We start from the raw sequence: 22,192 nt of genomic DNA on the forward strand, positions 1-22,192 counted from the left end.
ACCCGCGAACGCGTGGTACGGCACGAGCCCGCGGCGATCAATACTCGTCGGCGCTGGGCAGGCGGCCGCCCAGCTGGGTGGTGATCTCGCGGGCGGCGCGGCTGACCAGGCCGCCGAGCTCGGCGAGCCGCGATTCGGGAATCCGCGCCACCGGCCCCGAGACCGAGATGGCGCCCAGCGGATTGCCCTGCTCGTCGTGGATCGAGGCGGCCACGCAGTGCAGGCCCACGGCGTGCTCCTCGCGGTCGCAGGCGTAGCCCTGGCGGCGAATCTCGGCCATGCCCTGGCGCAGCCGTGCGGGGGTGTCGATGGTGTTGTCGGTGACCTTGGGCAGCCCGCGGGCCTGCAGGATACGCTCGACCTCCTTCTCCGGCAGCCAGGCCAGCAGCGCCTTGCCGACGCCCGAGGCGTGCAGCGGCGCCCGCGAGCCGAGGCGGGTGATCATGCGCATCATCTGCGGCGACTCGCTCTGGGCCAGGAACACCGCCATGCCGTCGTCGCGGATGCCGAGGTTGGCCGATTCGCCGCTCTCGTCGGTGAGCCGCCGCAGATAGGGGCGGGCGGTGGCAACGAAGTCGCGGGACTCGAGGAAGGTGTTGCCGATCTGGAAGGTCTTGACGCCGATCTTCCATAGCCCCAGCTCGGCATCCTGGGTGATGAAGCCCTGCTTGTGCAGCGCCTGAAGCAGGCGATGAGTGGTGGAGGGCGCCAGGCCGACGATCTGGGCAATGTCGGACAGCGCCAGGCCCACCGGCGCCGCGGCCAGCCCCTCGAGGATATTCAGCCCGCGCACCAGCGACTGGCTGTGCCCGCCGCTGCTCTTGCCCGACCCGGCCGGCCGGCCTACCGCCTTGCGTTTGGTCTCGCTCACGCCTTGCTCCCCATCCCCGTGCACCAGTAATCGCTGGTGCATAGGATACACGCTCGCTGTCGAGCTGTCGTGTCGGCGGAAATCGATTCCATTCCGCTGCGGCAGCTAGTCCACGCGGCTCTCGAGCCTCAGCAGGGCAATGCGATTGATCTGCTCGACGGCGGTGCGCCGCTCCTTGGCGGGGTCGTTGTCGAGGCGGGTCTCGAAGGCGGCCAGGATATCGTGCCGGTCGTTGCCCTTGACCGCCATCACGAACGGGAAGCCGAACTTGGTCTTGTAGGCGTCGTTGAGGCGCTCGAAGCGTGCCAACTCCTCCGGGCTGCACTGGTCGAGCCCAGCGCCGGCCTGCTCACGGGTCGAGTCGTCGGTCAGCTCGCCGGCCAGCGCCGCCTTGCCGGCCAGGTCGGGGTGGGCGCGGATCACCTCGAGCTGACGCTCGGCGCTGGCGCGGCTAAGTACCTCGCCCATCGCCGCGGCGAGGCCGGCGGGGCTGTCCTGTGCAGCGCTGAGGCCATCCTCCCAGGCCAGCTCGGCGACCCACGGCGAGTGCTCGTAGATGTCGCCATAGCTTGCCACGAAGGCGTGGCGGTCGAGTTGGCTGGGGCGAGGGGTCAGCAGGGAAATGCTCATGATGGCGGCCTCCTTGGGCGTGCTCGTCGGGTCAGGAATAATGCAATACACTTACTGTATACAAAAAAACTTTGAAATGTACTCTATTAACGGCTAAAACTGTCTTCATAGGATAGGGTCTAGCCACCTCACCAACAACAGGAGATCCCCATGGGACGCTTGACGACGCATGTATTGGACACCTCTCTGGGTCGCCCCGGGCACGGCATTCGTATCGAGGTGTTTCGCCTCGAGGGCGAGCAGCGCACCCGCCTCGGTGAGGTGGTGACCAACGACGACGGCCGCTGCGATGCGCCGATCCTCGAGGGCGACGCCTTCAGCGTGGGCGAATATGAACTGCTGTTCCACGCCGGCGAGTACCTGACCCGCCAGGGCGTGGCCGGCCGCGAACCGCGCTTTCTCGATCGCATCCCGCTGCGCTTCGGCGTCGCCGATGCCGGCGAGCACTACCACGTGCCGCTGCTGCTGTCGCCCTACAGCTACTCGACCTACCGCGGCAGCTGAGCGGCGATACCCTGACCCAGAGACGACACAACAACCACCGCGAGAGCTAGCGTATGCAATCCTTTCTCCTGGAGTTCGCCAACTTGCTGCTGCGATGGCTACACGTCATCGCCGCGATTGCCTGGATCGGCGAATCGATCTACTTCGTGATGCTGGACAACGGCCTGAAGAAGCCCAAGGCCGCCGAGGACCGCGACAAGGGCGTGTTCGGCGAGATGTGGGCGGTCCACGGCGGCGGCTTCTATCACAACCAGAAGTACGCCACGGCGCCGGCCAAGCTGCCCGATGACCTGCACTGGTCGTTCTGGAAGTCCTACGCCACCTGGCTGTCGGGCTTTGCGCTGTTCGTGCTGCTATATATGGCCAACCCAAGTTTCTACCTGGTCAATCCCGGCAGCAGCTGGGAGTGGGCCGCCAACCTCAGCGGTACGCAAGCCAATATCCTGGCGCTGGCCTTCCTGCTCGGCGGCTGGGTGGTCTACAACGAGATGTGCAAGCGCATCAGCCCCAACATGGAGCGCGATGGCCTGCTCAGCCTGGCCGTGGCGTTACTGATGGTGGTGGTGGCCTACCTGAGTACCCAGATGTTCTCGGGCCGTGCGGCCTTCCTGCTCACCGGTGCGGTAATGGCCACGGCGATGTCGGCCAACGTGTTCTTCTGGATCATCCCCGGTCAGCGGCGCATGGTCGCGGCGATGAAGGCCGGCGAGACCCCCAACCCGCTGGACGGCAAGCGCGGCAAGCAGCGCTCGGTGCACAACACCTACTTCACCCTGCCGGTGGTGCTGCTGATGATCAGCAACCACTACTCGTTCGCCTATAACCATGATCAGGCCTGGGTGATCATGTCGCTGTTCATCTTCGCCGGGGCGCTGATCCGTCAGTTCTTCGTGCTGATGCACTCGGGCAAGATCCAGCCGGCCTACCCGGCCGCGGGTACCGCGCTGATCGCCTTGGCGATGTGGGTGGCCATGCCGGCCGGCCCCGGCGCGCCGGCCGCCGACGGTGACGAGGGCACCTCGATGGAAGAGGTCACCACCATCATCGAGCAGCACTGCGTGCAGTGCCATGCGCGGAGCCCCAGCCATGCCAGCTTCTCCTCGGCGCCGGCCGGTGTCACCTACGACTCCGAGGACGAGATTCGTCGCCAGAGGAGTCAGATCCAGCAGGTGGTCGAGAGCGGCTACATGCCGCTCGGCAACATGACCAATATGACCGACGAGGAGCGTGAGGCGATCGCCGCCTGGCGCGACTGACCGGCCAAGCCCCGCCCTTCATGCCTGCGGCCCGCCACCTCGGCGGGCCGCAGTCGTATCCGCTGTCGCGATGTGTATACAATGAACGCATGACCCGTGCAGCTGCCCCCGCTTCACGGCCCTGCGTCGACGACGAGGAGAGATGCCTATCATGACCCAGCGACAGCCCGCCTCCACGGCGGCGCCCAGCGATGCCAAGCCACGCAAGCGCCTGGGCAAGAACGGCGACGGCGCCGAACGTCACGATGCGATCTACCGTTCGATCAGCGATGCCATCATCGAGCACCGCCTGAAACCCGGTGCGCGGCTGCGCGAGGACGCCCTGTCGGAGGTGTTCGGGGTCAGCCGTACCGGCATCCGCAAGATCCTGCAGCGCCTGGCATTGGAGCAGCTGGTAACCCTGACCCCGCGTCGCGGGGCCAGCGTGACCCGCCCCACCGCCGAGGAAGCCAAGGACGTCTTCGATGCCCGCCAGATGGTCGAATGCGGTCTGATGTCGGATGTCGCCCGGGGCATCACGCCAGCAGATGTCGGCGAGCTGCGTGACATGGCGTGTCGCGAGCGCGAGGCACTGCGCGCCGGTGAACAGAGCACCGCGATCAAGCTCTCAGCGGCCTTCCACGAGCGTCTGGCGCAACTCTCGGGTAATGCCACCCTGGCCGAGTTCGTGGGCAGGCTGTGCTCGCGCTCGTCGCTGATCCTCGCCGTTTACGGCAACCCCGGCCACCTGGGCTGCGAGTCCCACGACCATGACGAGCTGATCCGCTTCCTCGAGGCGGGTGACGGCGAGCGTGCCGCGGCCTTTATGAGCCGCCACCTCAAGGCCATCGAGGCCTCGCTGTCGATCGTCGAGGAGGTCGAAGAGGTGCCTGACCTGCAGCGCATCTTTGGCGGTTGAAGTGCTGTGTGGTTTTATTTGTGTGAACAGGCCGCAGGCACTAGCTGACTTATTGGCTTGGTTTTGTTACGGGCTCAGCAGACCATTCGGCGGCGCTCATGACAGTGATAGGGGAGCTGGATATCGTATAGACCCTCCCAAAGCATTATAAATGCAGTATATCTACATAAGATAAAGACGATACGTGTTGATTTACGAGCATTGATGCTCTCTCCTCTCTCTTCTTTCCTCTCTACTCACAGCCTAGTTATGTACTCAATAAATCAATAAAATTGTATACATGAAAAGTGTGCTGCTGATTCCCGCGGCGCGCATAATGGCTCGCGATCTCTCATGCCAGCGTTGAAGAACGAGTAAAAGTGCCTGATATCATGGGGTTACCTCTGCGATGGGCTCGGAAGAGGTTGCGAGGTGGTGCATCGCCCTCCTTTTTTTGTATACGAAAAATTGATTTTTGGTATTTTGGTGACTACCTTCAGGTATACGGGATGGGGCTTAAGCTCCAATCGTGTCGCACTTACAACAATCACTCCAATGGCTAGGAGAATTATCATGCGCCATTATTATCTACCCGTAGCCGCCACACTCATGGCTTCGCTTGTCGCAGTTTCGGCAGTAGCAGGGCCCACTTCTATTAGAGTACTAGGCCAACCGGTGGGCTCAGGGGCTATTCAGAATGATCTTGAACAGCCATTCTTTGAGAGCTTCTCTGATCGCACAGGGCTGAGTACTCAGATCAGTTACAGCCCGGTAGATACTGCTGGTGTCAGCGATTCTGAGGGATTGCGCGTCCTACGTAACAACCTGTTTGGGATCGTATCGCTTCGCTTGTCGCAGATAAGTGGTGATGAGCCGACATTGCTGGGTTTCGATCTCGTTGGCCAAAATCCCACCTATGAAATAGCGCGTGAGAATGTTGATGCTTATATGCCGGTTGCTGATGAGCGACTGCAGGAGCGTTTCAACTCCAAGCTACTAGGCGTCTGGCCAGCGGGGCCTCAGGTGCTGTTCTGTGAGCCGGAAATCAGCAGCCTGGATGACCTGCAAGGCAAGCGTGTGCGGGTCTATGACAATATCCTAGGCAACTTCATCTCCAACCTCGGCGCGTCTGCAGTGCCGCTCTCATTCCCCGAGACCCAGCAGGGCATTGCCCGGGGGGTGGTCGACTGTGGGGTAACTGGCCCAAGTTCTGCCAATGCCGCCGGCTGGCCCGAGGTTACCAGCTATGTCTACCCACTTGCGGTTCAGATGGCCATGAATGGCTATGCTATCAACTTGGATACCTGGAATCAGTTCTCTGAAGAGGAACAGGTTCAACTGAAGTCGGCTATTGAGGAGTTAGTGGACGAGATCTGGGCCTATTCCGAAGAACTGTACGAGGATGCATCGCGGTGCAATACCGGGGGCGAACCCTGCGAGAATGGCCGGTCCTATTCGCTGACCAGTATCGAGGTAACCGAGCAAGATTTGCAGCGTGTCAGCGAGGCCGTTGAGGCAATGTCGCTGCCTAATTTCACTGAGCTTTGTGATAATACCAATCCGAGCTGCTCGGAGGACTGGAAAGCCACCGTGGGTCGTAACCTTGGCCTGTGAGCCACACGGTCGGCAGCCTAACTGCCGGCCCTGCTCCCTTGGAGGTGACTATGGGTAGTGTCGTCAGAGTCTTCAGTATCGTGTTTGGGGTGATCTTTTTCGCCCTTTCATTCCTAGTCAGTATAGAGACGCTTACCAGAAGGTTATTCAATATTTCTCTGGGAGGCGTTGACGAGATCTCTGGCTATGCGGTAGCAGTTGCCGCCGGCCTGGCTTTCTCGGTAACCCTGATCCAGCGTGCGCATATACGTATCGATATCGTTACGTCGCGATTATCCCCACAGAAACAGGCGTTTCTGAACTGGCTCGCTAGTGTCTCCCTAGCCGTGCTGTGTCTGTTTTGCGTCTGGCTAGCTTACGGCGTTATTAGCGACACCCTCGCCTACGGCAGTCGCGCGCCTACTGTATGGGCCACTCCGCTGATTTATCCCCAGGCTCCCTGGTTCATAGCACTGCTGCTGTTCTGCGCTCTGGCGCTGCTTCTCGCTGGTCATGCAACCCTGCTGCTGGCTCGCCGCGACACCCGACGGCTGCTCAAGGACTTCGGCCCGCGTAGTGCCAAGGATGAGCTCCAAGAGGAAATGGAAGATATTAAACAGCGTGAGCAGGAGGGCATTTCACCATGACTCTGTTCTATGTATTTATCGCCTTTCTAGTCATGCTGGGCATGATGCTGATGGGCATCCCAATTGCTGTTTCCATGGTGGCCATCGGGGTAGTAGGCGGTCTTATCACTTTCGGTATGCCATTGGTCGAGTCTATGGGGTCGGTGATCTGGGCATCCCTCAATCAGAGCCTGCTCACGGCCATCCCGCTGTTCATCCTGCTAGGGGAACTCTTGCTGCGCGGTGGCATTGCCGACCGCATGTTCTATGCCCTGTCGATCTGGATGAACCGTCTGCCGGGGGGACTGCTGCATACCAATATCGCTTCCTCGTCGCTGTTCGCGGCGACCTCCGGTTCCTCGGTGGCCACCGCGGCGACCATCGGCACCCTGGCCCTGCCCACCCTGGAGAAGCGCGGCTATCCCATGGGGCCGGCGCTGGGCTCGCTGGCGGCCGGTGGTACGCTGGGAATCCTGATCCCGCCTAGCGTCAATTTGCTAGTTTTCGGTTCTCTGGCCAATGTCTCGGTAGGGCAGTTGTTCCTGGCCGGAGTGATCCCTGGCATTGCCCTAACCATGCTGTTCAGCCTTTATTTGTTGATCAGCCAGTGGGGCAAGCAGTATGGCGATGAGGAGGCACGCATCCCGCTCAGCGAGAAGCTCAAGGCCTCGAAGAGCCTGGTGCCGCCGCTGGTGATCTTCTTTATCGTCATGGGCTCGATCTATGCTGGCCTGGCCACGCCCACAGAGTCGGCAGCACTCGGAGTGGTCACAGCGATCTTCTTCGTCTGGCACGGCGGGCGCCTGAATTTGGAACTGCTGGAGTCGGTGTGCATCAACTCGGCGCGTACCACCGGCATGGTGCTGCTGGTGATCATCTGTGCGCTGATGCTTAATGTGACGGTGTCGCTGACGGGAGTTGCCCAGACCCTGACCCAGTGGGTGGTGGCTTTCGATCTCTCGGTACTGGCGCTGCTTCTAATTCTGATCGTCTTCTACATCCTGCTGGGCATGTTCATGGACGTGATGTCGATGTTGGTGCTCACCGTGCCGGTGGCTATGCCCATCGTCATTGCGGCAGGCATCGACCCGATCTGGTTCGGCATCTTCATCATCCTAATGTGCGAGATCGGCTTGATCACGCCCCCGGTGGGGATGAACCTCTATGTGGTGCACGGCGTGCGTCCAAGTGGCGGTGATTTTCGCGAAGTGATGTGGGGCGCCTTCCCGTTCGTGATCATCCTGTTGCTGTTCACCTTCCTGTTGATCGCCTTCCCTGATATCGCTCTCTGGCTACCTCGCAACATGATGGGATAGCCGCGCGACCCGAACAGATCTTGTTTTTCCGCAGAACTGTAGACCCCACCCTTGGCCCTTAGGGCCAGAGGTGGGGGAGGAGTCATGTATGCGTTTATTACTGCTGAATGGCAATGCCAATGCTGCGATGACCGAGCAGATGGCTCAGCGAGCCCGTGAGCGACTAGGCGAACGGGTCGAGGTGGTGGCTGACACGCCGACCGACAGCGTGGCCTACATCGGCTCGCGTCGTGAGTGCGCCTTGGCCGGCGCCGTCCTGGTGACGCTGGTGGAGCGCCACCTCGCGGCCGAGGGAAAACCCTTCGATGCCATCCTGCTGGCCTGCTTCGGCGAACCGGGTATGGCCGCGGTACGCGAGATCAGCCCGGTGCCGGTGATCGGTATGCTTGAGGCCTCGCTGCTAACGGCGGTGCAGTTGGGAAGCCGATTCTCAATCATTACCCCAGGGGCGCGCTGGCCGCGAATGATCGAGGATGTGCTACATGACCTTGGGTTGGCCCGACGCTGCCTGGGTGTCGATGCCATCGTGATCGATGACTTGGCGCTACCGCAGCAGCGTGATGAGGCGAAACGGCGGCTGTTTGACACCCTCAGCGCTCAGCAGGTACGGCTGTCCCCTGAAGTCATCATCATCGGCGGGGCAGCGTTTGCCGGGCTGGCCGAAAGCCGCATGTCGCTAGGGGCGTGCCGGCTGCTGGACTGCTTCGATGCTGCCGTCTTGCAGTGCCAGGCGCTGATGCAGCTGACCCAGCGTGGGTCGAGTTGAGGAGGCCACAGGGGCTTGCAAGATCATTGAGTACAGTTTAACTTACTATTGTATACACTTTGTGTTGCCATTTATGGGCGCCAAGCGCCTCCAGGCAGCACTCATCCACAGAACAACAAGGAGAGGTGCAATGCGCTCTGCTAGTACCCACGACTACCCACGCGACCTGATCGGCTATAGCCGTAACCCGCCCCAGGCCAACTGGCCGGGCAAGGCCAAAATTGCGGTGCAGTTCGTGCTCAACTACGAAGAGGGTGGTGAGAGCTGTGTGCTGCATGGCGACAGTCACTCCGAGAAGTTTCTCTCCGAGATCGTCGGCGCCGAGGCTTACCCTGAGCGCCACCTGAGCATGGAGTCGATCTATGAATACGGCTCACGGGCCGGGGTATGGCGAGTGCTCAACGAGTTCGACAAGCGCGGCCTGCCGCTGACCGTATTCGGCGTGGCCATGGCGCTGGAGCGCCACCCCGAGGTGGCCCATGCCTTTCAGGAGCTGGGCCACGAGATCGCCTGCCACGGTTATCGCTGGCTGCACTACCAGGGCATGCCCGAGAGCCTCGAGCGCGAGCACATGCAGCGCGCCATCGAGATATTCCAGACGCTCTACGGCGAAAAGCCACTGGGCTGGTACACCGGCCGCGACAGCGTCAATACGCGCCGGCTGGTGCTCGATGAGGGCTCGTTCCTCTACGACAGCGACTACTACGGCGACGACCTGCCGTTCTGGACCCGCGAGCAGGACAGCCAGGGCGATACCCATGACCACCTGGTAGTACCCTATACGCTGGATACCAACGATATGCGCTTCGCCACGCCTCAGGGCTTCAACACCGGTGAGCACTTCTTCAGCTACCTGCGTGACGCCTTCGATGTGCTCTACGCCGAGGGCGAGGACGCGCCGAAGATGATGTCGGTCGGCCTGCACTGTCGCCTGATCGGCCGCCCCGGGCGCTTCCGTGCCCTGCAGCGCTTCCTCGATCACATCGAAGCGCATGACCGGGTCTGGGTGACACGGCGGGTGGATATCGCCCGCCACTGGGCCGAGCAGCATCCGGCAGCGGCGCGCTGAGCAGGCATGCTGGGGATTCTGCAGGCTTCGTCCGCGGCCTCCCCCCGGCCGATCAGGCCAGGGGGAAGACGCACTGGGGCAGCGGCTAGCCGCTCAGCCGACCCACTGGGTCGCCTGGGCAAAGGCCAGGAAGGCCAGCGCGATCAGCACCCATACGCAGAACAGCGGGAAGAAGAACTTGACCCACTTCTGCCAGGGCACGCCGGCGATGGCCAGGGTGGCCATGAAGTAGCCGGAGGTCGGGTAGAGGATATTTCCCATGCCGTCGCCGAGTTGGAAGGCGAGTACGGCGGTCTGGCGAGTGACGCCGATGATGTCGGAGAGAGGCGCCATGATCGGCATGGTGACCAGCGCCTGGCCGCTGCCGGACGGCACCACGAAGTTGAAGGCCAGTTGCGCGAAGTACATGCCGATCGCCGAGAGCATGGTGGGCAGCTCACCGACCAGATTGCCGAGGCCGAATACCAGGGTATCCATGATCTGGCCGTCCTCGAGCACCACGGCCACGCCGCGCGCTACACCGGCGATCATGGCGCCCACCAGCACGTCGCGAAAGCCCTTGTTGAAGCCTTCGCAGATGGCCTCGGTGGAGAGCCCGGCAATCAGGCCGACGACGATGCCCATGACGATGAACAGGCCGGCCATCTCCATCATGAACCAGCCCTGCTGCAGTACGCCGTAGACCAGGATGCCAAAGAAGGCGAAGGTCGCCAGGGCCGCCAGTTTCTGGCGGGTATTGGCGATCAGCGCGCCCTCATCACCAGCATGCTGGTAGGTGGCACGCTTTTCCGCCTCGCTGGCGTCGCCGGCCATCAGGCTCAGTTCCGGGTTATCGCGCACCTTGCGTGCGTAGCGCATCACGAAGTAGATGCCGGCCGCGAGCACGATGACGAAGGCAACGGCGCGCAGACCGAAGCCGGAATAGAGCGGCAGATCGGACAGCTGCTGACCGAGTCCGGTATTGATCGGGTTGAGTACCCCGGTGGCAAAGCCGGCGGTGGTGGCACACAGCGCCACGGCCGCGGCGGTCACCGAGTCGAAGCGCAGCGCGATCATCAGCGGCAGGATCACCGGCACATAGACTAGCGCCAGTTCTTGAGTGCCGATGACGGTCGCGACCAGGGCAAACACCGTCATCAATACCGGGATCATCATCAGGCTCTGGTTGGCGAAGCGCCGGGTCAGCTTGTCGACGCCGATCTCGATGATGCCTGTGCGCCGCAGCACCATGAACATGCCGCCGATCATGAAGGTAAAGAACACTACCTCCCCGGCGCTCATCAGCCCGCTGGGGATGGCCAGCATGAAGTCGACCACGCCCACCGGCGACGGCTCGACGTGTTGAAACGACTCGGGGTCGATGGTGATGCGCCCCTCGGGGCCGGGGATGCGCTCGAACTCGCCGGCGGGAACGAAGTGTGTGGCCACCGCGGCGATGGCGATGAACACGAACAGGATCACGTAGATATGGGGGATCCTGAGCCATCCCTCTTGGCTTTCATTGGTGTCGCCGGGGGTGTTGGACGAAGAGTGGGAGTTGGTCATGATATACCTCGCGTTGTTGTTGGGAGAGTCGACATCGATGGTGTCGGGGTTGGGGGTGTCGTTATAGTGTGGTGGCGCCGTGGCGACTGCCCATGGCAGCAGGGCTTTTTTATGGAAATCATTTCTATAATTTTATCGAGTGAATTTAATGACGCCTTCTGGCGCAGCTCGGCAGTTTTGAATCGCGCGTGAAGGAGTTGCACTTGAGGACGCCACAGATGGCCATGACGCCACATATCGGCCAGCGGATATCGGCTCAGTATGCTGACTTGAGCGCCCAGGAGCAGAGGGTGGCCAGCTTCATTCTGGATCATTTCGATGACCTGGCCGTCTATAGTGCGGCTGACCTGGCCCGGCTGACGGGCGTCTCCAAGTCGACGGTCAGTCGCCTCTTCAAGCGCCTCGGTTTTGAAAACTTTCAGTCGGTGAAACAGCATGCTCGGCAACTGCGCAGCTTGGGCATGCCGCTGGTCACTGATGCCAGCACGGCGAGTGGCAACGGCGAGCGCTTCAAGCGCCACATGGCTCGCGAGCAGGACAACCTGCAGCGCGTTCTGTCCAGCATTGAGCCAGCGACGTTCGAGGCCATTGTCGAGGCAATGGATCGGGCGCGACGCCTGTTGCTGGTAGGCTTCCGCAACAGTTATCCGCTGGCCATGCATTGCCGCCAACAGCTGGTTCAAATTCGTGGTGATGTCGGACTGGCGCCACAGCCCAACCAGTCGCTGGCCGAGGAGCTGGCGGGTTTGGCAGAAGATGATGTGGTCGTGGTGTTCGGGTTTCGGCGCCGCCCGCGGCTGTTTGAGGCCTTGATGGATACCCTGGCCGAGATGCCTGTTCGAGTGCTGCTGATCGGCGATGCGACGGCGGCGGGATATGCGGCCCGGGCTGACTGGTGGCTGGAGTGTCCGCTGGATAGCATTTCTGCCTTCGACAGTTATGCCAGTGCCATGAGCTTGGTAAGTCTCTTGGCCAATGGATTGTTGCACCAGCGGCTGGCGCAGGGCCGGGCGCGCATCGATAGCGTCAGCGAGCTCTATTCGAGCCTGGACGAACTCTCCCCCTGACGCCTGGGCGTGGCGGCGAGGCGGGTAGGGAGGTTGCGGTGAGACGATGGTGTGATCCAGCGGCATGGACACCCTTTCGTTTGTCGACGCATGAAACAAAAGTTTCTGGACACGTTAACTCTGGGAATATAGTTTCACAAGTCACAAGAGATAGGTTTTTCGGCCTATGCAAAGGCCGCCATTGCATATGAGGAGCCAGCATGACAACAAGACGCTACTACGCCCCCCACGGCGGTCATCCCCCCCAGACGCAGCTGTTGTCCGACAGGGCCGTATTCACCGAGGCCTATGCGGTGATCCCCAAGGGCGTGTTCGGCGATATCGTCACCAGCAACCTGCCGTTCTGGAACGACACGCGGCTATGGGTGCTGGCACGGCCGCTATCTGGCTTCGCCGAGACCTTCTCGCAGTACATCATGGAGGTGGCGCCGGGCGGAGGCAGCGAGCGGCCCGAGCTTGATCCCGCCGCCGAGGGTGTGCTTTTCGTGGTCGAGGGCGAAATGACCCTGACCCTGGCCGGCGAGCGCCACCACATGACGTCGGGCGGCTACGCTTTCATTCCGCCAGGCAGCGACTGGCAGCTGCGTAACGAGTCGGCGGCGCCGGTACGCTTCCACTGGGTGCGCAAGGCGTTCGAGTTCGTCGACGGCCTCGAGGTACCGGAGGCCTTCGTCACCAATGAGAACGATATCGCGCCGGTCGAGATGCCGGATACCGAGGGGCGCTGGGCTACCACTCGCTTCGTCGACCCTGCCGACGTGCGCCACGACATGCACGTCAATATCGTTACCTTCCAGCCGGGCGGCGTGATCCCCTTCGATGAGACCCATGTGATGGAGCACGGCCTTTATGTGCTGGAGGGCAAGGCGGTCTATCACCTCAACCAGGACTGGGTAGAGGTCGAGGCCGGCGACTTCATGTGGCTGCGCGCCTTCTGCCCACAGGCCTGCTATGCCGGCGGCCCGGGACCGTTCCGCTATCTGCTCTACAAGGACGTCAACCGCCATCCGGCGCTGCGCTTGGGTGCTCGCTGAGACCGAGCAGAGCACTTCGGAGAGCGAGAGGCGCCGGGGACAGGTCGTAGAGGGGGTTTGCGCCATGGATGGCGCAAGGTAGCGCCCAGGGACGGGTTTACAGCGCCCCCTCGTAGGCCTGCCGCCGGATCAGCCTCGAGTGGCGCTACTCTGCCATTGCGTTGCCACACATAACAAAGCCTGGGAAATGGAGTCTACATGCTGGAACTCAACGCCGCGCCGCTGACCCCGGAGGCCTTCGCGCCCTTCGGTGACGTCATCGATACGCGCACTGCGGACTACTTTCATATCAACGCCGGGCGCACTCGTCGCTATCATGACCTGGCCAGGGTCGAGACCCTTGGCGAGCAGGCGCATACGCTGATCAGCATCTTCGTCAGTCAGCCGGTGGGCGTGCCGCTCGAGCTCGACTTCCTCGAGCGCCACCCCCAGGGCAGCCAGGCCTTCATGCCGCTGCACGAGGAGCGCTTCATCATCGTGGTCGCCCCGCCGGGGGATAGCATCGACCCGGGCGACGTGCGCGCTTTCGTCACCGACGGCCGCCAGGGCGTCAACTACCGCGCCGGTACCTGGCATGCCATTCAGTCGGTACTCGAGCGCGAGGGCGAGTTCCTGGTCGTCGACCGCGGCGGTGCCGGCAATAACTGCGACGAGTATCCGCTGGCGCTGCGCGTCAGCCTCGACTGACCCGTCAGGTCGCCGCCGAGCATGGCGGTGCCGACCAGCATCTGCTCTAGCGGGCGGGGGGCTTGCCTCCCGCCCGTTTGGCATGCCCGTTTGAGGTGCCTGCTGTGAAGCATTTTTTGTCTGCCACTGCATGGCGACATGCTTGAATAAAAAAGCCAAATAACCGGTATAAGAATTTTAGTGGAAATATTTTCCATAAAATATTGACGCCCATTCGGCGGCGGTCTAGCTTGGTATACAACAACCGTTGCTCACGTCACTGAGGAGAATCGTCGTGGCCAAGATGACCGCAGCAGAAGCCGCTATCCACGTGTTGAAGAAGGAAGGCATCGAGATGGCGTTCGGCGTGCCCGGCGCCGCCATCAACCCGTTCTACGCCGCCATGCGCAAGGTCGGCGGCGTCGACCACGTGCTGGCGCGCCACGTCGAGGGCGCCTCGCACATGGCCGAGGGCTATACGCGTACCCAGGCCGGCAATATCGGCGTGTGCATCGGCACTTCCGGCCCCGCTGGCACCGACATGATCACCGGGCTCTACTCGGCCAGCGCCGACTCGATCCCGATCCTGTGCATCACCGGCCAGGCGCCGCGTGCCAAGCTGCACAAGGAGGACTTCCAGGCGGTGGATATCCAGGCCATCGCCGGACCGGTGACCAAGTGGGCGGTCACCGTGCTCGAGCCGGCCCAGGTGCCGCGGGCTTTCCAGCAGGCCTTCCAGCTGATGCGCAGCTCGCGCCCCGGCCCGGTGCTGATCGACCTGCCGATCGACGTGCAGATGAGCGAGATCGAGTTCGACCCGGACACCTACGAGCCGCTGCCGGCCTACAAGCCCAGCGCATCGCGCGCCCAGGCCGAGAAGGCCATGGCGATGCTCAATGCCGCCGAGCGGCCGCTGCTGGTCGCCGGGGGTGGCATCGTCAACGCCGACGCCAGCGAGCTGCTCACCGAGCTGGCCGAGATCACCGGTGTGCCGGTGATCCCGACGCTGATGGGCTGGGGCACCATTCCCGACGACCATCCGCTGATGGCCGGCATGGTGGGGCTGCAGACCTCGCACCGCTACGGCAATGCCACCCTGCTGGCCTCGGATTTCGTGATGGGCATCGGGAACCGCTGGGCCAATCGCCACACCGGTAACCTCGAGACCTATACCGAGGGGCGTACCTTCGTCCACGTGGATATCGAACCGACCCAGATCGGACGCATCTTCGGCCCCGACTACGGCATCGTCTCCGACGCTCGCGCGGCCCTCGAGCTGTTCGTCGAGATCGCCAAGGAGTGGCGGGCAGCCGGCACGCTCAAGGACCGCAGCGCCTGGGCCGAGGCGTGCCAGGCGCGCAAGCGCAGCCTGCTGCGCAAGACCCACTTCGACAACGTGCCGGTCAAGCCGCAGCGCGTCTACGAAGAGATGAACAAGGTCTTCGGTCGCGACACCCGCTACGTGAGCACCATCGGCCTGTCGCAGATTGCCGGCGCGCAGTTCCTGCACGTCTACAAGCCGCGCCACTGGATCAACTGCGGCCAGGCCGGGCCGCTGGGCTGGACCATTCCCGCTGCGCTGGGGGTGTGCCGCGCCGATCCGAGTGCCGAGGTGGTGGCGCTCTCCGGCGACTACGATTTCCAGTTCATGGTCGAGGAGCTCGCCGCCGGGGCCCAGTTCAAGCTGCCCTACATCCACGTGCTGGTGAACAACTCCTACCTGGGGCTGATTCGCCAGGCCCAGCGCGGCTTCGACATGGACTACTGCGTGCAGCTGTCGTTCGAGAACATCAACTGCCCGGAGATCAACGACTATGGCGTCGATCACGTCTCGGTGGTGGAGGGGCTGGGCTGCAAGGCGCTGCGCGTCACCCGGCCCGACGAGATCGCCCCGGCGCTGGAACAGGCCCGCGAGCTGATGCGCCAGCACCGCGTGCCGGTGGTGGTCGAGGTGATCCTCGAGCGGGTCACCAATATTGCCATGGGCACCGATCTGGACGGCGTCAACGAGTTCGAAGACCTGGCCGAGAACCAGGAAGATGCGCCGACCTCGATCAGCGCCCTGACGTGACGTTCAGAACACCACACGGGGCGCCGGGGATAGGCCAGAGGGGAGGTTCTACGCCAGGGATGGCGTAGGTAGCGCCCAGGGAAGGGTTTACGGCGCCTCCCCGCAGGCCTGTCGCCGGCTCCGCCCCGGTGCAGAATAGAACCAGCGACCCAATGGAGATGAGATATGCCCAAATTTGCCGCCAATCTCAGCATGCTGTTTACCGAGGAGGCGTTCCTCGACCGTTTCGAGGCCGCCGCCCAGGCCGGTTTCAAGGGCGTCGAATACCTGTTCCCCTACGACTACCCGGCCAGCGAGATCAAGGCCCGACTCGATGCCCACGGCCTGACCCAGGTGCTGCACAACCTGCCGGCCGGCGACTGGGCCGCCGGCGAGCGCGGCATCGCCTGCCATCCGGATCGCGTCGAGGAGTTTCGTGCCGGCGTCGAGCAGGCCATCGACTACGCCACTGCGCTGGGCTGCAAGCAGGTCAACTGCTTGGCCGGCATCCAGCCCCAGGGCGTCAGCCAGGAGCAGGCGCGCCAGACGCTGATCGACAACCTGCGCTACGCCGCCGACAAGCTCGAGGCGGCGGGCATCCTGCTGCTCGCCGAGCCGATCAATACCCGCGACATCCCGGGGTTCTTCCTCAATCGTACCGATCAGGCATTAGCGCTGTTCGAAACGGTGGGAAGCGCTAATCTCAAGCTGCAGTACGACATCTACCACATGCAGATCATGGAGGGGGATCTGGCGCCGACCATCGAGGCTAATCTGGCGCAGATCGCCCACGTGCAGCTGGCCGACAACCCGGGGCGTCACGAGCCGGGAACGGGCGAAATCCACTACCCGTTCCTGTTTGCCCACCTCGACCGGCTCGGCTACGACGGCTGGATCGGCTGCGAATACAAGCCGGCCACTACCACCCGCGAGGGCCTGGGCTGGCTGGATAGCGTGCGATGAGTCGGGTGGGTGTTGCCCAGCAGCGATGAGCTGTGCCGGCGGCAAGCCTTCGCGAGGGCGCTGTGAACCCATCCCTGGGCGCTACATTTGCCATCCATGGCAAATAACCCTCGCTTCGCCTTGCCCCCGGCGCTCATCTCTACAGTGGCTGGAAACGAGCGCACACTCAGCAAGCACACTGACAATCTGACAGGAGACATATTATGAGCAAGATCGGATTTATCGGCCTGGGCATCATGGGCCGCCCCATGGCCGGACATCTGCTGGACGCCGGCCATGAGCTGCTGACGGTGAAGCGCGGCGCGCTGGACGCCAGCCTGGCCGAAAAAGGCATGCGCGAGCTGGATACCCCGGCAGCCGTCGCCGCCGAGGCCGAGGTGATCATCACCATGGTCCCGGACACCCCGGACGTCGAGCTGGTGCTGTTCGGCGAGGGCGGCGTGATCGAAGGCCTCAAGCCCGGCACCCTGGTGATCGACATGAGCTCGATCGCGCCGATCGCCACCCAGGAGTTCGCCAAGCGCATCCATGACGCCGGCGGCGAGTACGTCGATGCGCCGGTCTCCGGGGGCGAAGGTGGTGCCATCAACGCCGCCCTGACCATCATGGTCGGCGCCACCGCCGAGGGCTTCGAGCGCGCCCTGCCGATCCTCGAGGTGATGGGCAAGACCATCACCCATATCGGCGATCACGGTGCCGGCCAGACCTGTAAGGTCGCCAACCAGATCGTCGTCGCGCTGACCATCGAAGCGGTGGCCGAAGGCCTGCTGTTCGCCTCCAAGGCGGGTGCCGACGTGGCCAAGGTGCGCGAGTCGCTGCTCGGCGGCCTGGCCCAGTCGAAGATCCTCGATGTGCACGGCGAGCGCATGATCAAGCGCACCTTCGACCCGGGCTTCAAGATCAAGCTGCACCAGAAGGACCTCAACCTGGCACTGGAGGGCGCACGCAGCCTCAAGTTGTCGCTGCCGGGTACCGCCAACGCCCAGCAGCTGTTCCAGGCCTGTGCTGCTCATGGCGGCGACGATTGGGATCACGCCGGCATCCTGCGCGCCCTCGAGCAGCTCGCCGATCACGAAATCGGCAGCTGAGGCCCCGCCCCGCTTGGCCTGACACAAGGAGCACGTGTGCTCCAACCGAGTTGGCAGGCGTCGGGTCGTCGTCTGCCATCGCCACGGCATGTGGCCTTCCACCGGTGACAGGTGCCCCCTGCAACGTGCGGCTTGTCACCGGTTTTTTTGCTTTCCCGATACGCGATCCCGCTTTTACTTGCGACGCGCGCTGCGTGCTGTGAGGAGTTGACCGATGAATGCCTTTACCCCCCCTGCCCCCTTCACCAGCGGCGAGGCTACACGCCAGTGGCTATTGCGTCTTGCCCAGGCAGCGGTTGCCGCCGTGCATCCCGATGCCCTGCTGCCAGACAACCTGCCCGCGCCGCCTGCCGGGCGCACGCGTGTGGTGGGGGCCGGCAAGGCCGCTGCCGCAATGGCCCAGGCGCTGGAGCATGACTGGCAGCGACACCATCCGCAGGCTGAGCTGGGTGGCGTGGTGGTCACCCGCTACGGCCATGGCGCCGAGTGCCGTCATATCGAAGTGCTGGAGGCGTCGCACCCGATGCCCGATGCGCTCGGCGAACAGGCCGCTCGGCGCATGCTCGACAGCGTGAGTGGTCTCGGCGAAGACGACCTGGTGATCGCGCTGGTCTCGGGCGGCGGCTCGGCGCTGATGACGCTGCCGGCGCCGGGCCTGGCGCTGCGCCAGAAGCAGGCCATCAGCCAGGCACTGCTGCGCTGCGGTGCCCCGATCCGTGAGATCAACACCGTGCGTCGCCACCTGTCAGCGATCAAGGGCGGGCGGTTGGCGGCGGCGGCGCATCCGGCACGGGTGGTGACCTATCTGATCTCCGATGTACCCGGCGACGACCCGACGCTGATCGCCTCGGGGCCGACGCTGCCGGATGCCACCACCCCGCAGGATGCGCTGGCGATTCTCGAGCGCCACGCCATCGAGATTCCCGACAGCGTGCGACGCCATCTGGTCAGCGATGCCTCGGCGCCCCAGGTCGGTACGCCGGGCTTTACCCGCGACGCCTCGCAGGTGCTGGCCAAGGCCAGCGACGCCCTGGCCGCCGCTCGCGGTCGCGCCGAGCGTAGCGGCGTGCAGGTGCGCTTGCTCGGCGACGACCTCGAGGGTGAAGCGCGGGATCTGGGCCGCGCCCAGGGGCGCTTGGCGCTCACCGCCCAGGGCGAGATCAACGCCCCGCTGCTGATCCTCTCCGGCGGCGAGACCAGCGTCACCGTCAAGGGCGACGGTCGCGGCGGGCGCAACGTCGAGTACCTGCTGGGGCTGTTCGATACCCTCAAGGGGACGCCGGGCATCTATGCCCTGGCCATCGATACCGACGGCATCGACGGGTCCGAAGACAACGCCGGGGCGCTGTTCGGTCCCGAGTGCTGGGACCGCGCCCGAGCGGCGCGGCTATCGGTCGCCGACCATCTGGCGCGCAACGACGCCTACAGCTTCTTTGCCGCGCTCGACGACCTGATCATCACCGGCCCGACCCGCACCAACGTCAACGACCTACGCGCCATTCTGGTGCTGCCGAGGACCTCATGAGTATCGACCTGCCTGCCATCCGCCGCACCAAGATCGTCGCCACCCTGGGCCCGGCCAGCGACCGCGACGGCGTCCTCGAAGCCATGCTCGAGGCCGGCGTCGACGTGGTGCGCCTCAACTTCTCCCACGGCAGTGCCGACGACCACCGCCGCCGCCTGGCCCGGGTCCGCGAGATCGCCGCGCGCCTCGGCAAGAGCGTCGCCGCCCTCGGCGACCTGCAGGGCCCCAAGATCCGCATCGCACGCTTTGCCGACGGCGCCGTGACCCTCGACGAGGGCGCCCCCTTCATCCTCGACATGGCGCTGGACAGCGACGCCGGTGACGCCTCCCGGGTCGGCTGCGACTACAAGACCCTGGCCGCCGACGTCGCCGTCGGCGACCGCCTGCTGCTCGATGACGGTCGCCTGGTGCTCGAGGTCAGCGCCATCCAGGGCGACGAGGTCCACACCACGGTGGTGGTCGGCGGCAAGCTGTCCAACAACAAGGGCATCAACAAGCAGGGCGGCGGCCTCTCCGCCGCCGCCCTCACCGACAAGGACAAGGCCGACCTCGAGACCGCCATCGACATCGGCGTCGACTACCTGGCGGTCTCCTTCCCGCGCTCCGCCGCCGATATGCAGGAAGCGCGCCGCCTGCTCGGCGAGGCCGGCAAGGAGATCGGCCTGGTGGCCAAGGTCGAGCGCGCCGAGGCGGTGGCCGACGAGGCCACCCTCGACGGCATCATCCTCGCCTCCGAGGCGGTGATGGTGGCCCGCGGCGACCTCGGCGTGGAGATCGGCGACGCCCAGCTGATCGGCGTGCAGAAGCGCATGATCAAGCGCGCCCGCAGCCTCAACCGCGCGGTGATCACCGCCACCCAGATGATGGAGTCGATGATCGACTCGCCGCTGCCGACCCGCGCCGAGGTGTTCGACGTCGCCAACGCGGTGCTCGACGGCACCGACGCGGTGATGCTCTCCGCCGAGACCGCCGCCGGCGACTACCCGGTGGAGACCGTCGAGGCGATGCACCGGCTGTGCCTGGGCGCCGAGCGCGAGCGCACCGCCCAGGAGTCGGGCCACCGCATCCACGAAGGCTTCACCCAGGTCGACGAGACCATCGCGCTGTCGGCGATGTACGCCGCCAATCACCTCGAGGGCGTGGCCGCCATCGCCTGCATGACCGCCACCGGCTATACGCCGCTGATCGCCTCGCGGATCCGCTCGGGACTGCCGATCGTCGGCCTGGCTCACAGCGCCACCGCCCAGCGGCGCATGGCGCTGTATCGCGGCGTGGTCTCGCTGCCCTTCGACACCGCCGACATGGACCCCACCGAGCTCAACCGTCAGGCCATGGCGATTCTCAAGGACCACGGCATCGCCGAGGCCGGCCAACTGATGATCCTGACCCGCGGCGACCACATGAACGCCCACGGCGGAACCAACACCCTGAAGATTCTCGAGGTGCGCTGACAGGCGCGGCATATGGCGCCACACTAGCATGGGTAACCCATTGGCAAAGGGAGTCATGCATGGCGCGCGCATGGTGCTGTGACAAGGGCACGCTGGAGGGCGGCGATGCGCTGCTGGCGGACGTCAGCTTGCCGGCGGCGGTGATCCACGAGGCGCCGCTGGCGCACAATCTGGCCTGGATGCAGCGCTTTGCCGACGCCCACGGCGCGCGACTGGCGCCGCATGGCAAGACCAGCATGGCGCCGGCGCTGTTCCAGCGCCAGCGAGAAGCCGGCGCCTGGGGCATCACCCTGGCCACGGCGGCGCAGTGCCGGGCGGCCTTCGCCCACGGCACCACGCGCCTGCTGATGGCCAATCAGCTGGTGGGCGAGGCCAACATGGCGATCATCGCCGACCTGCTCGAGGCCGGCGCCGACGTCTACTGCGTGGTCGATGGCGTCGCCAATGTCCGTCACTTGGGGCGCTACTTCGCCGCCCGTGGCCTGCGACTCAAGGTGCTGATCGAACTCGGCATCGAGGGCGGCCGCTGCGGCTGCCGCGATCACGACCAGGTGCTGGCGCTGGGCGAGGCGATCGATGTCGAGCCGGCGCTAGTGCTGGCTGGCCTGGAGGGCTATGAAGGCGTGGTGCATGGCGACGACCCGGAAAGCGCCGTGCGCGCCTACGCCTGGCAGCTGGTGGAGGCCGCCCGAGCACTCGACCACGACGGCTTGATCGAAGCCGCAACGCCGATCATTACGGCCTCCGGCTCGGCTTGGTATGACCTGATCGCTGCCGCCTTCCGCGATGCACGCCTCGATGGGCGCATTATCTCGGTGCTGCGCCCCGGCTGCTATGTGGTCCACGACCACGGCCTCTACCGCGAGGCTCAGCGCGGCGTGCTGGCGCGACGCCCCGAGCTGCAGCAGGGCCTCGAACCGGCGCTGGAGGTGTTCGCCCAGATACAGTCGCTACCCGAGCCGGGGCTGGCCATCGCCGCCCTCGGCAAGCGCGATATCGCCGCCGACCAGCTGCCGCTGGCGCTGCGCCGCTATCGCGAGGGCGGCAGCCCGGACGAGCCGCTCTCGGTCGACGGCTGGCGGGTCACCAAGCTGATGGACCAGCACGCCTTCATCCATCTGCCCGACCCGATCGACGACGACGTGCGCATCGGCGATATCGTCGCCTTCGGTGCCTCCCACCCCTGCCTGACCTTCGACAAGTGGCGCCAGCTGCTGCTGGTCGACGACCGGCTGCGCGTGCGTGAGATCCTGCCGACGCTGTTTTGAATCACGCCCCTGCGATCCCGCGCTAGC

Annotated in this window: 20 protein-coding genes; 17 read left to right on the forward strand and 3 right to left on the reverse strand. The window is 64.2% G+C overall.

Features of this window, described 5'->3' with window-relative positions; all coding sequences use genetic code 11:
* Positions 1 to 37 precede the first annotated feature (37 nt).
* Both BWR19_00300 and BWR19_00305 read right to left on the reverse strand, forming a co-directional pair.
* The gene (locus BWR19_00300; GenBank protein APX91518.1) at positions 38 to 871 is read right to left on the reverse strand and encodes an IclR family transcriptional regulator; all 834 of its coding nucleotides are present in this window, start codon (positions 869 to 871) and stop codon (positions 38 to 40) included.
* Between the two features lie 105 nt (positions 872 to 976).
* Positions 977 to 1,501 (reverse strand): OHCU decarboxylase, encoded by a 525-nt coding sequence (locus tag BWR19_00305; protein ID APX91519.1) that lies wholly within the window; start codon positions 1,499 to 1,501, stop codon positions 977 to 979.
* Between the two features lie 150 nt (positions 1,502 to 1,651).
* Here BWR19_00305 and BWR19_00310 point away from each other — a divergent pair, with 150 nt between their 5' ends.
* From BWR19_00310 to BWR19_00345, 8 genes are all read left to right on the forward strand, one after another.
* Positions 1,652 to 2,005, forward strand: coding sequence for a hydroxyisourate hydrolase (locus BWR19_00310; protein ID APX91520.1), 354 nt, complete (start codon positions 1,652 to 1,654; stop codon positions 2,003 to 2,005).
* A gap of 53 nt (positions 2,006 to 2,058) precedes the next feature.
* Complete coding sequence (locus tag BWR19_00315) at positions 2,059 to 3,261, forward strand: hypothetical protein (protein ID APX91521.1); 1,203 nt, start codon at positions 2,059 to 2,061, stop codon at positions 3,259 to 3,261.
* A gap of 151 nt (positions 3,262 to 3,412) precedes the next feature.
* Positions 3,413 to 4,159, forward strand: a complete 747-nt coding sequence (locus BWR19_00320; protein APX94835.1) for a GntR family transcriptional regulator — start codon at positions 3,413 to 3,415, stop codon at positions 4,157 to 4,159.
* 534 nt (positions 4,160 to 4,693) lie between these two features.
* A complete protein-coding gene (locus BWR19_00325; GenBank protein ID APX91522.1) occupies positions 4,694 to 5,752 on the forward strand; it encodes an ABC transporter substrate-binding protein in 1,059 nt (352 codons plus the stop codon).
* A gap of 50 nt (positions 5,753 to 5,802) precedes the next feature.
* A complete protein-coding gene (locus BWR19_00330; GenBank protein ID APX91523.1) occupies positions 5,803 to 6,378 on the forward strand; it encodes a hypothetical protein in 576 nt (191 codons plus the stop codon).
* A complete protein-coding gene (locus tag BWR19_00335) occupies positions 6,375 to 7,673 on the forward strand; it encodes a hypothetical protein (protein APX91524.1) in 1,299 nt (432 codons plus the stop codon). Before BWR19_00330 ends, BWR19_00335 begins: the two co-directional genes overlap by 4 nt.
* Positions 7,674 to 7,761: 88 nt before the next feature.
* The gene (locus tag BWR19_00340; GenBank protein ID APX91525.1) at positions 7,762 to 8,439 is read left to right on the forward strand and encodes a hypothetical protein; all 678 of its coding nucleotides are present in this window, start codon (positions 7,762 to 7,764) and stop codon (positions 8,437 to 8,439) included.
* A gap of 130 nt (positions 8,440 to 8,569) precedes the next feature.
* On the forward strand, positions 8,570 to 9,508 hold the full coding sequence (locus BWR19_00345) for an allantoinase (protein APX91526.1): 939 nt from the start codon (positions 8,570 to 8,572) through the stop codon (positions 9,506 to 9,508).
* A gap of 93 nt (positions 9,509 to 9,601) precedes the next feature.
* Here BWR19_00345 and BWR19_00350 read toward each other — a convergent pair whose 3' ends face one another.
* On the reverse strand, positions 9,602 to 11,053 hold the full coding sequence (locus tag BWR19_00350) for a C4-dicarboxylate ABC transporter (protein APX91527.1): 1,452 nt from the start codon (positions 11,051 to 11,053) through the stop codon (positions 9,602 to 9,604).
* Between the two features lie 224 nt (positions 11,054 to 11,277).
* Here BWR19_00350 and BWR19_00355 point away from each other — a divergent pair, with 224 nt between their 5' ends.
* The 9 genes from BWR19_00355 to BWR19_00395 all read left to right on the forward strand — a co-directional run bounded on the left by BWR19_00355 (position 11,278) and on the right by BWR19_00395 (position 22,165).
* Entirely contained in the window at positions 11,278 to 12,120 is an 843-nt protein-coding gene (locus BWR19_00355) for a MurR/RpiR family transcriptional regulator (protein APX94836.1), read from the forward strand.
* 200 nt (positions 12,121 to 12,320) lie between these two features.
* Positions 12,321 to 13,154, forward strand: a complete 834-nt coding sequence (locus tag BWR19_00360) for a (S)-ureidoglycine aminohydrolase (protein ID APX91528.1) — start codon at positions 12,321 to 12,323, stop codon at positions 13,152 to 13,154.
* Between the two features lie 198 nt (positions 13,155 to 13,352).
* Positions 13,353 to 13,841, forward strand: coding sequence for an ureidoglycolate hydrolase (locus BWR19_00365; GenBank protein ID APX91529.1), 489 nt, complete (start codon positions 13,353 to 13,355; stop codon positions 13,839 to 13,841).
* 274 nt (positions 13,842 to 14,115) lie between these two features.
* Positions 14,116 to 15,891, forward strand: a complete 1,776-nt coding sequence (locus BWR19_00370) for a glyoxylate carboligase (protein APX91530.1) — start codon at positions 14,116 to 14,118, stop codon at positions 15,889 to 15,891.
* Positions 15,892 to 16,056: 165 nt separating this feature from the next.
* On the forward strand, positions 16,057 to 16,833 hold the full coding sequence (locus BWR19_00375; GenBank protein APX91531.1) for a hydroxypyruvate isomerase: 777 nt from the start codon (positions 16,057 to 16,059) through the stop codon (positions 16,831 to 16,833).
* Positions 16,834 to 17,036: 203 nt separating this feature from the next.
* Complete coding sequence (locus BWR19_00380; GenBank protein ID APX91532.1) at positions 17,037 to 17,921, forward strand: 2-hydroxy-3-oxopropionate reductase; 885 nt, start codon at positions 17,037 to 17,039, stop codon at positions 17,919 to 17,921.
* Between the two features lie 214 nt (positions 17,922 to 18,135).
* Positions 18,136 to 19,446 carry a glycerate kinase gene (locus tag BWR19_00385; protein APX91533.1) on the forward strand — a complete coding sequence of 437 codons (1,311 nt, stop codon included), beginning with the start codon at positions 18,136 to 18,138 and terminating at the stop codon, positions 19,444 to 19,446.
* A complete protein-coding gene (locus BWR19_00390) occupies positions 19,443 to 20,897 on the forward strand; it encodes a pyruvate kinase (GenBank protein ID APX91534.1) in 1,455 nt (484 codons plus the stop codon). Before BWR19_00385 ends, BWR19_00390 begins: the two co-directional genes overlap by 4 nt.
* A gap of 59 nt (positions 20,898 to 20,956) precedes the next feature.
* Positions 20,957 to 22,165: an amino acid deaminase gene (locus BWR19_00395; protein APX91535.1), complete on the forward strand. Its 1,209-nt coding sequence runs from the start codon at positions 20,957 to 20,959 to the stop codon at positions 22,163 to 22,165.
* The last annotated feature ends 27 nt before the right edge of the window (positions 22,166 to 22,192 follow it).

This window comes from Halomonas sp. 1513 (genome assembly GCA_001971685.1).
Taxonomy (GTDB): Bacteria; Pseudomonadota; Gammaproteobacteria; order Pseudomonadales; family Halomonadaceae; genus Franzmannia.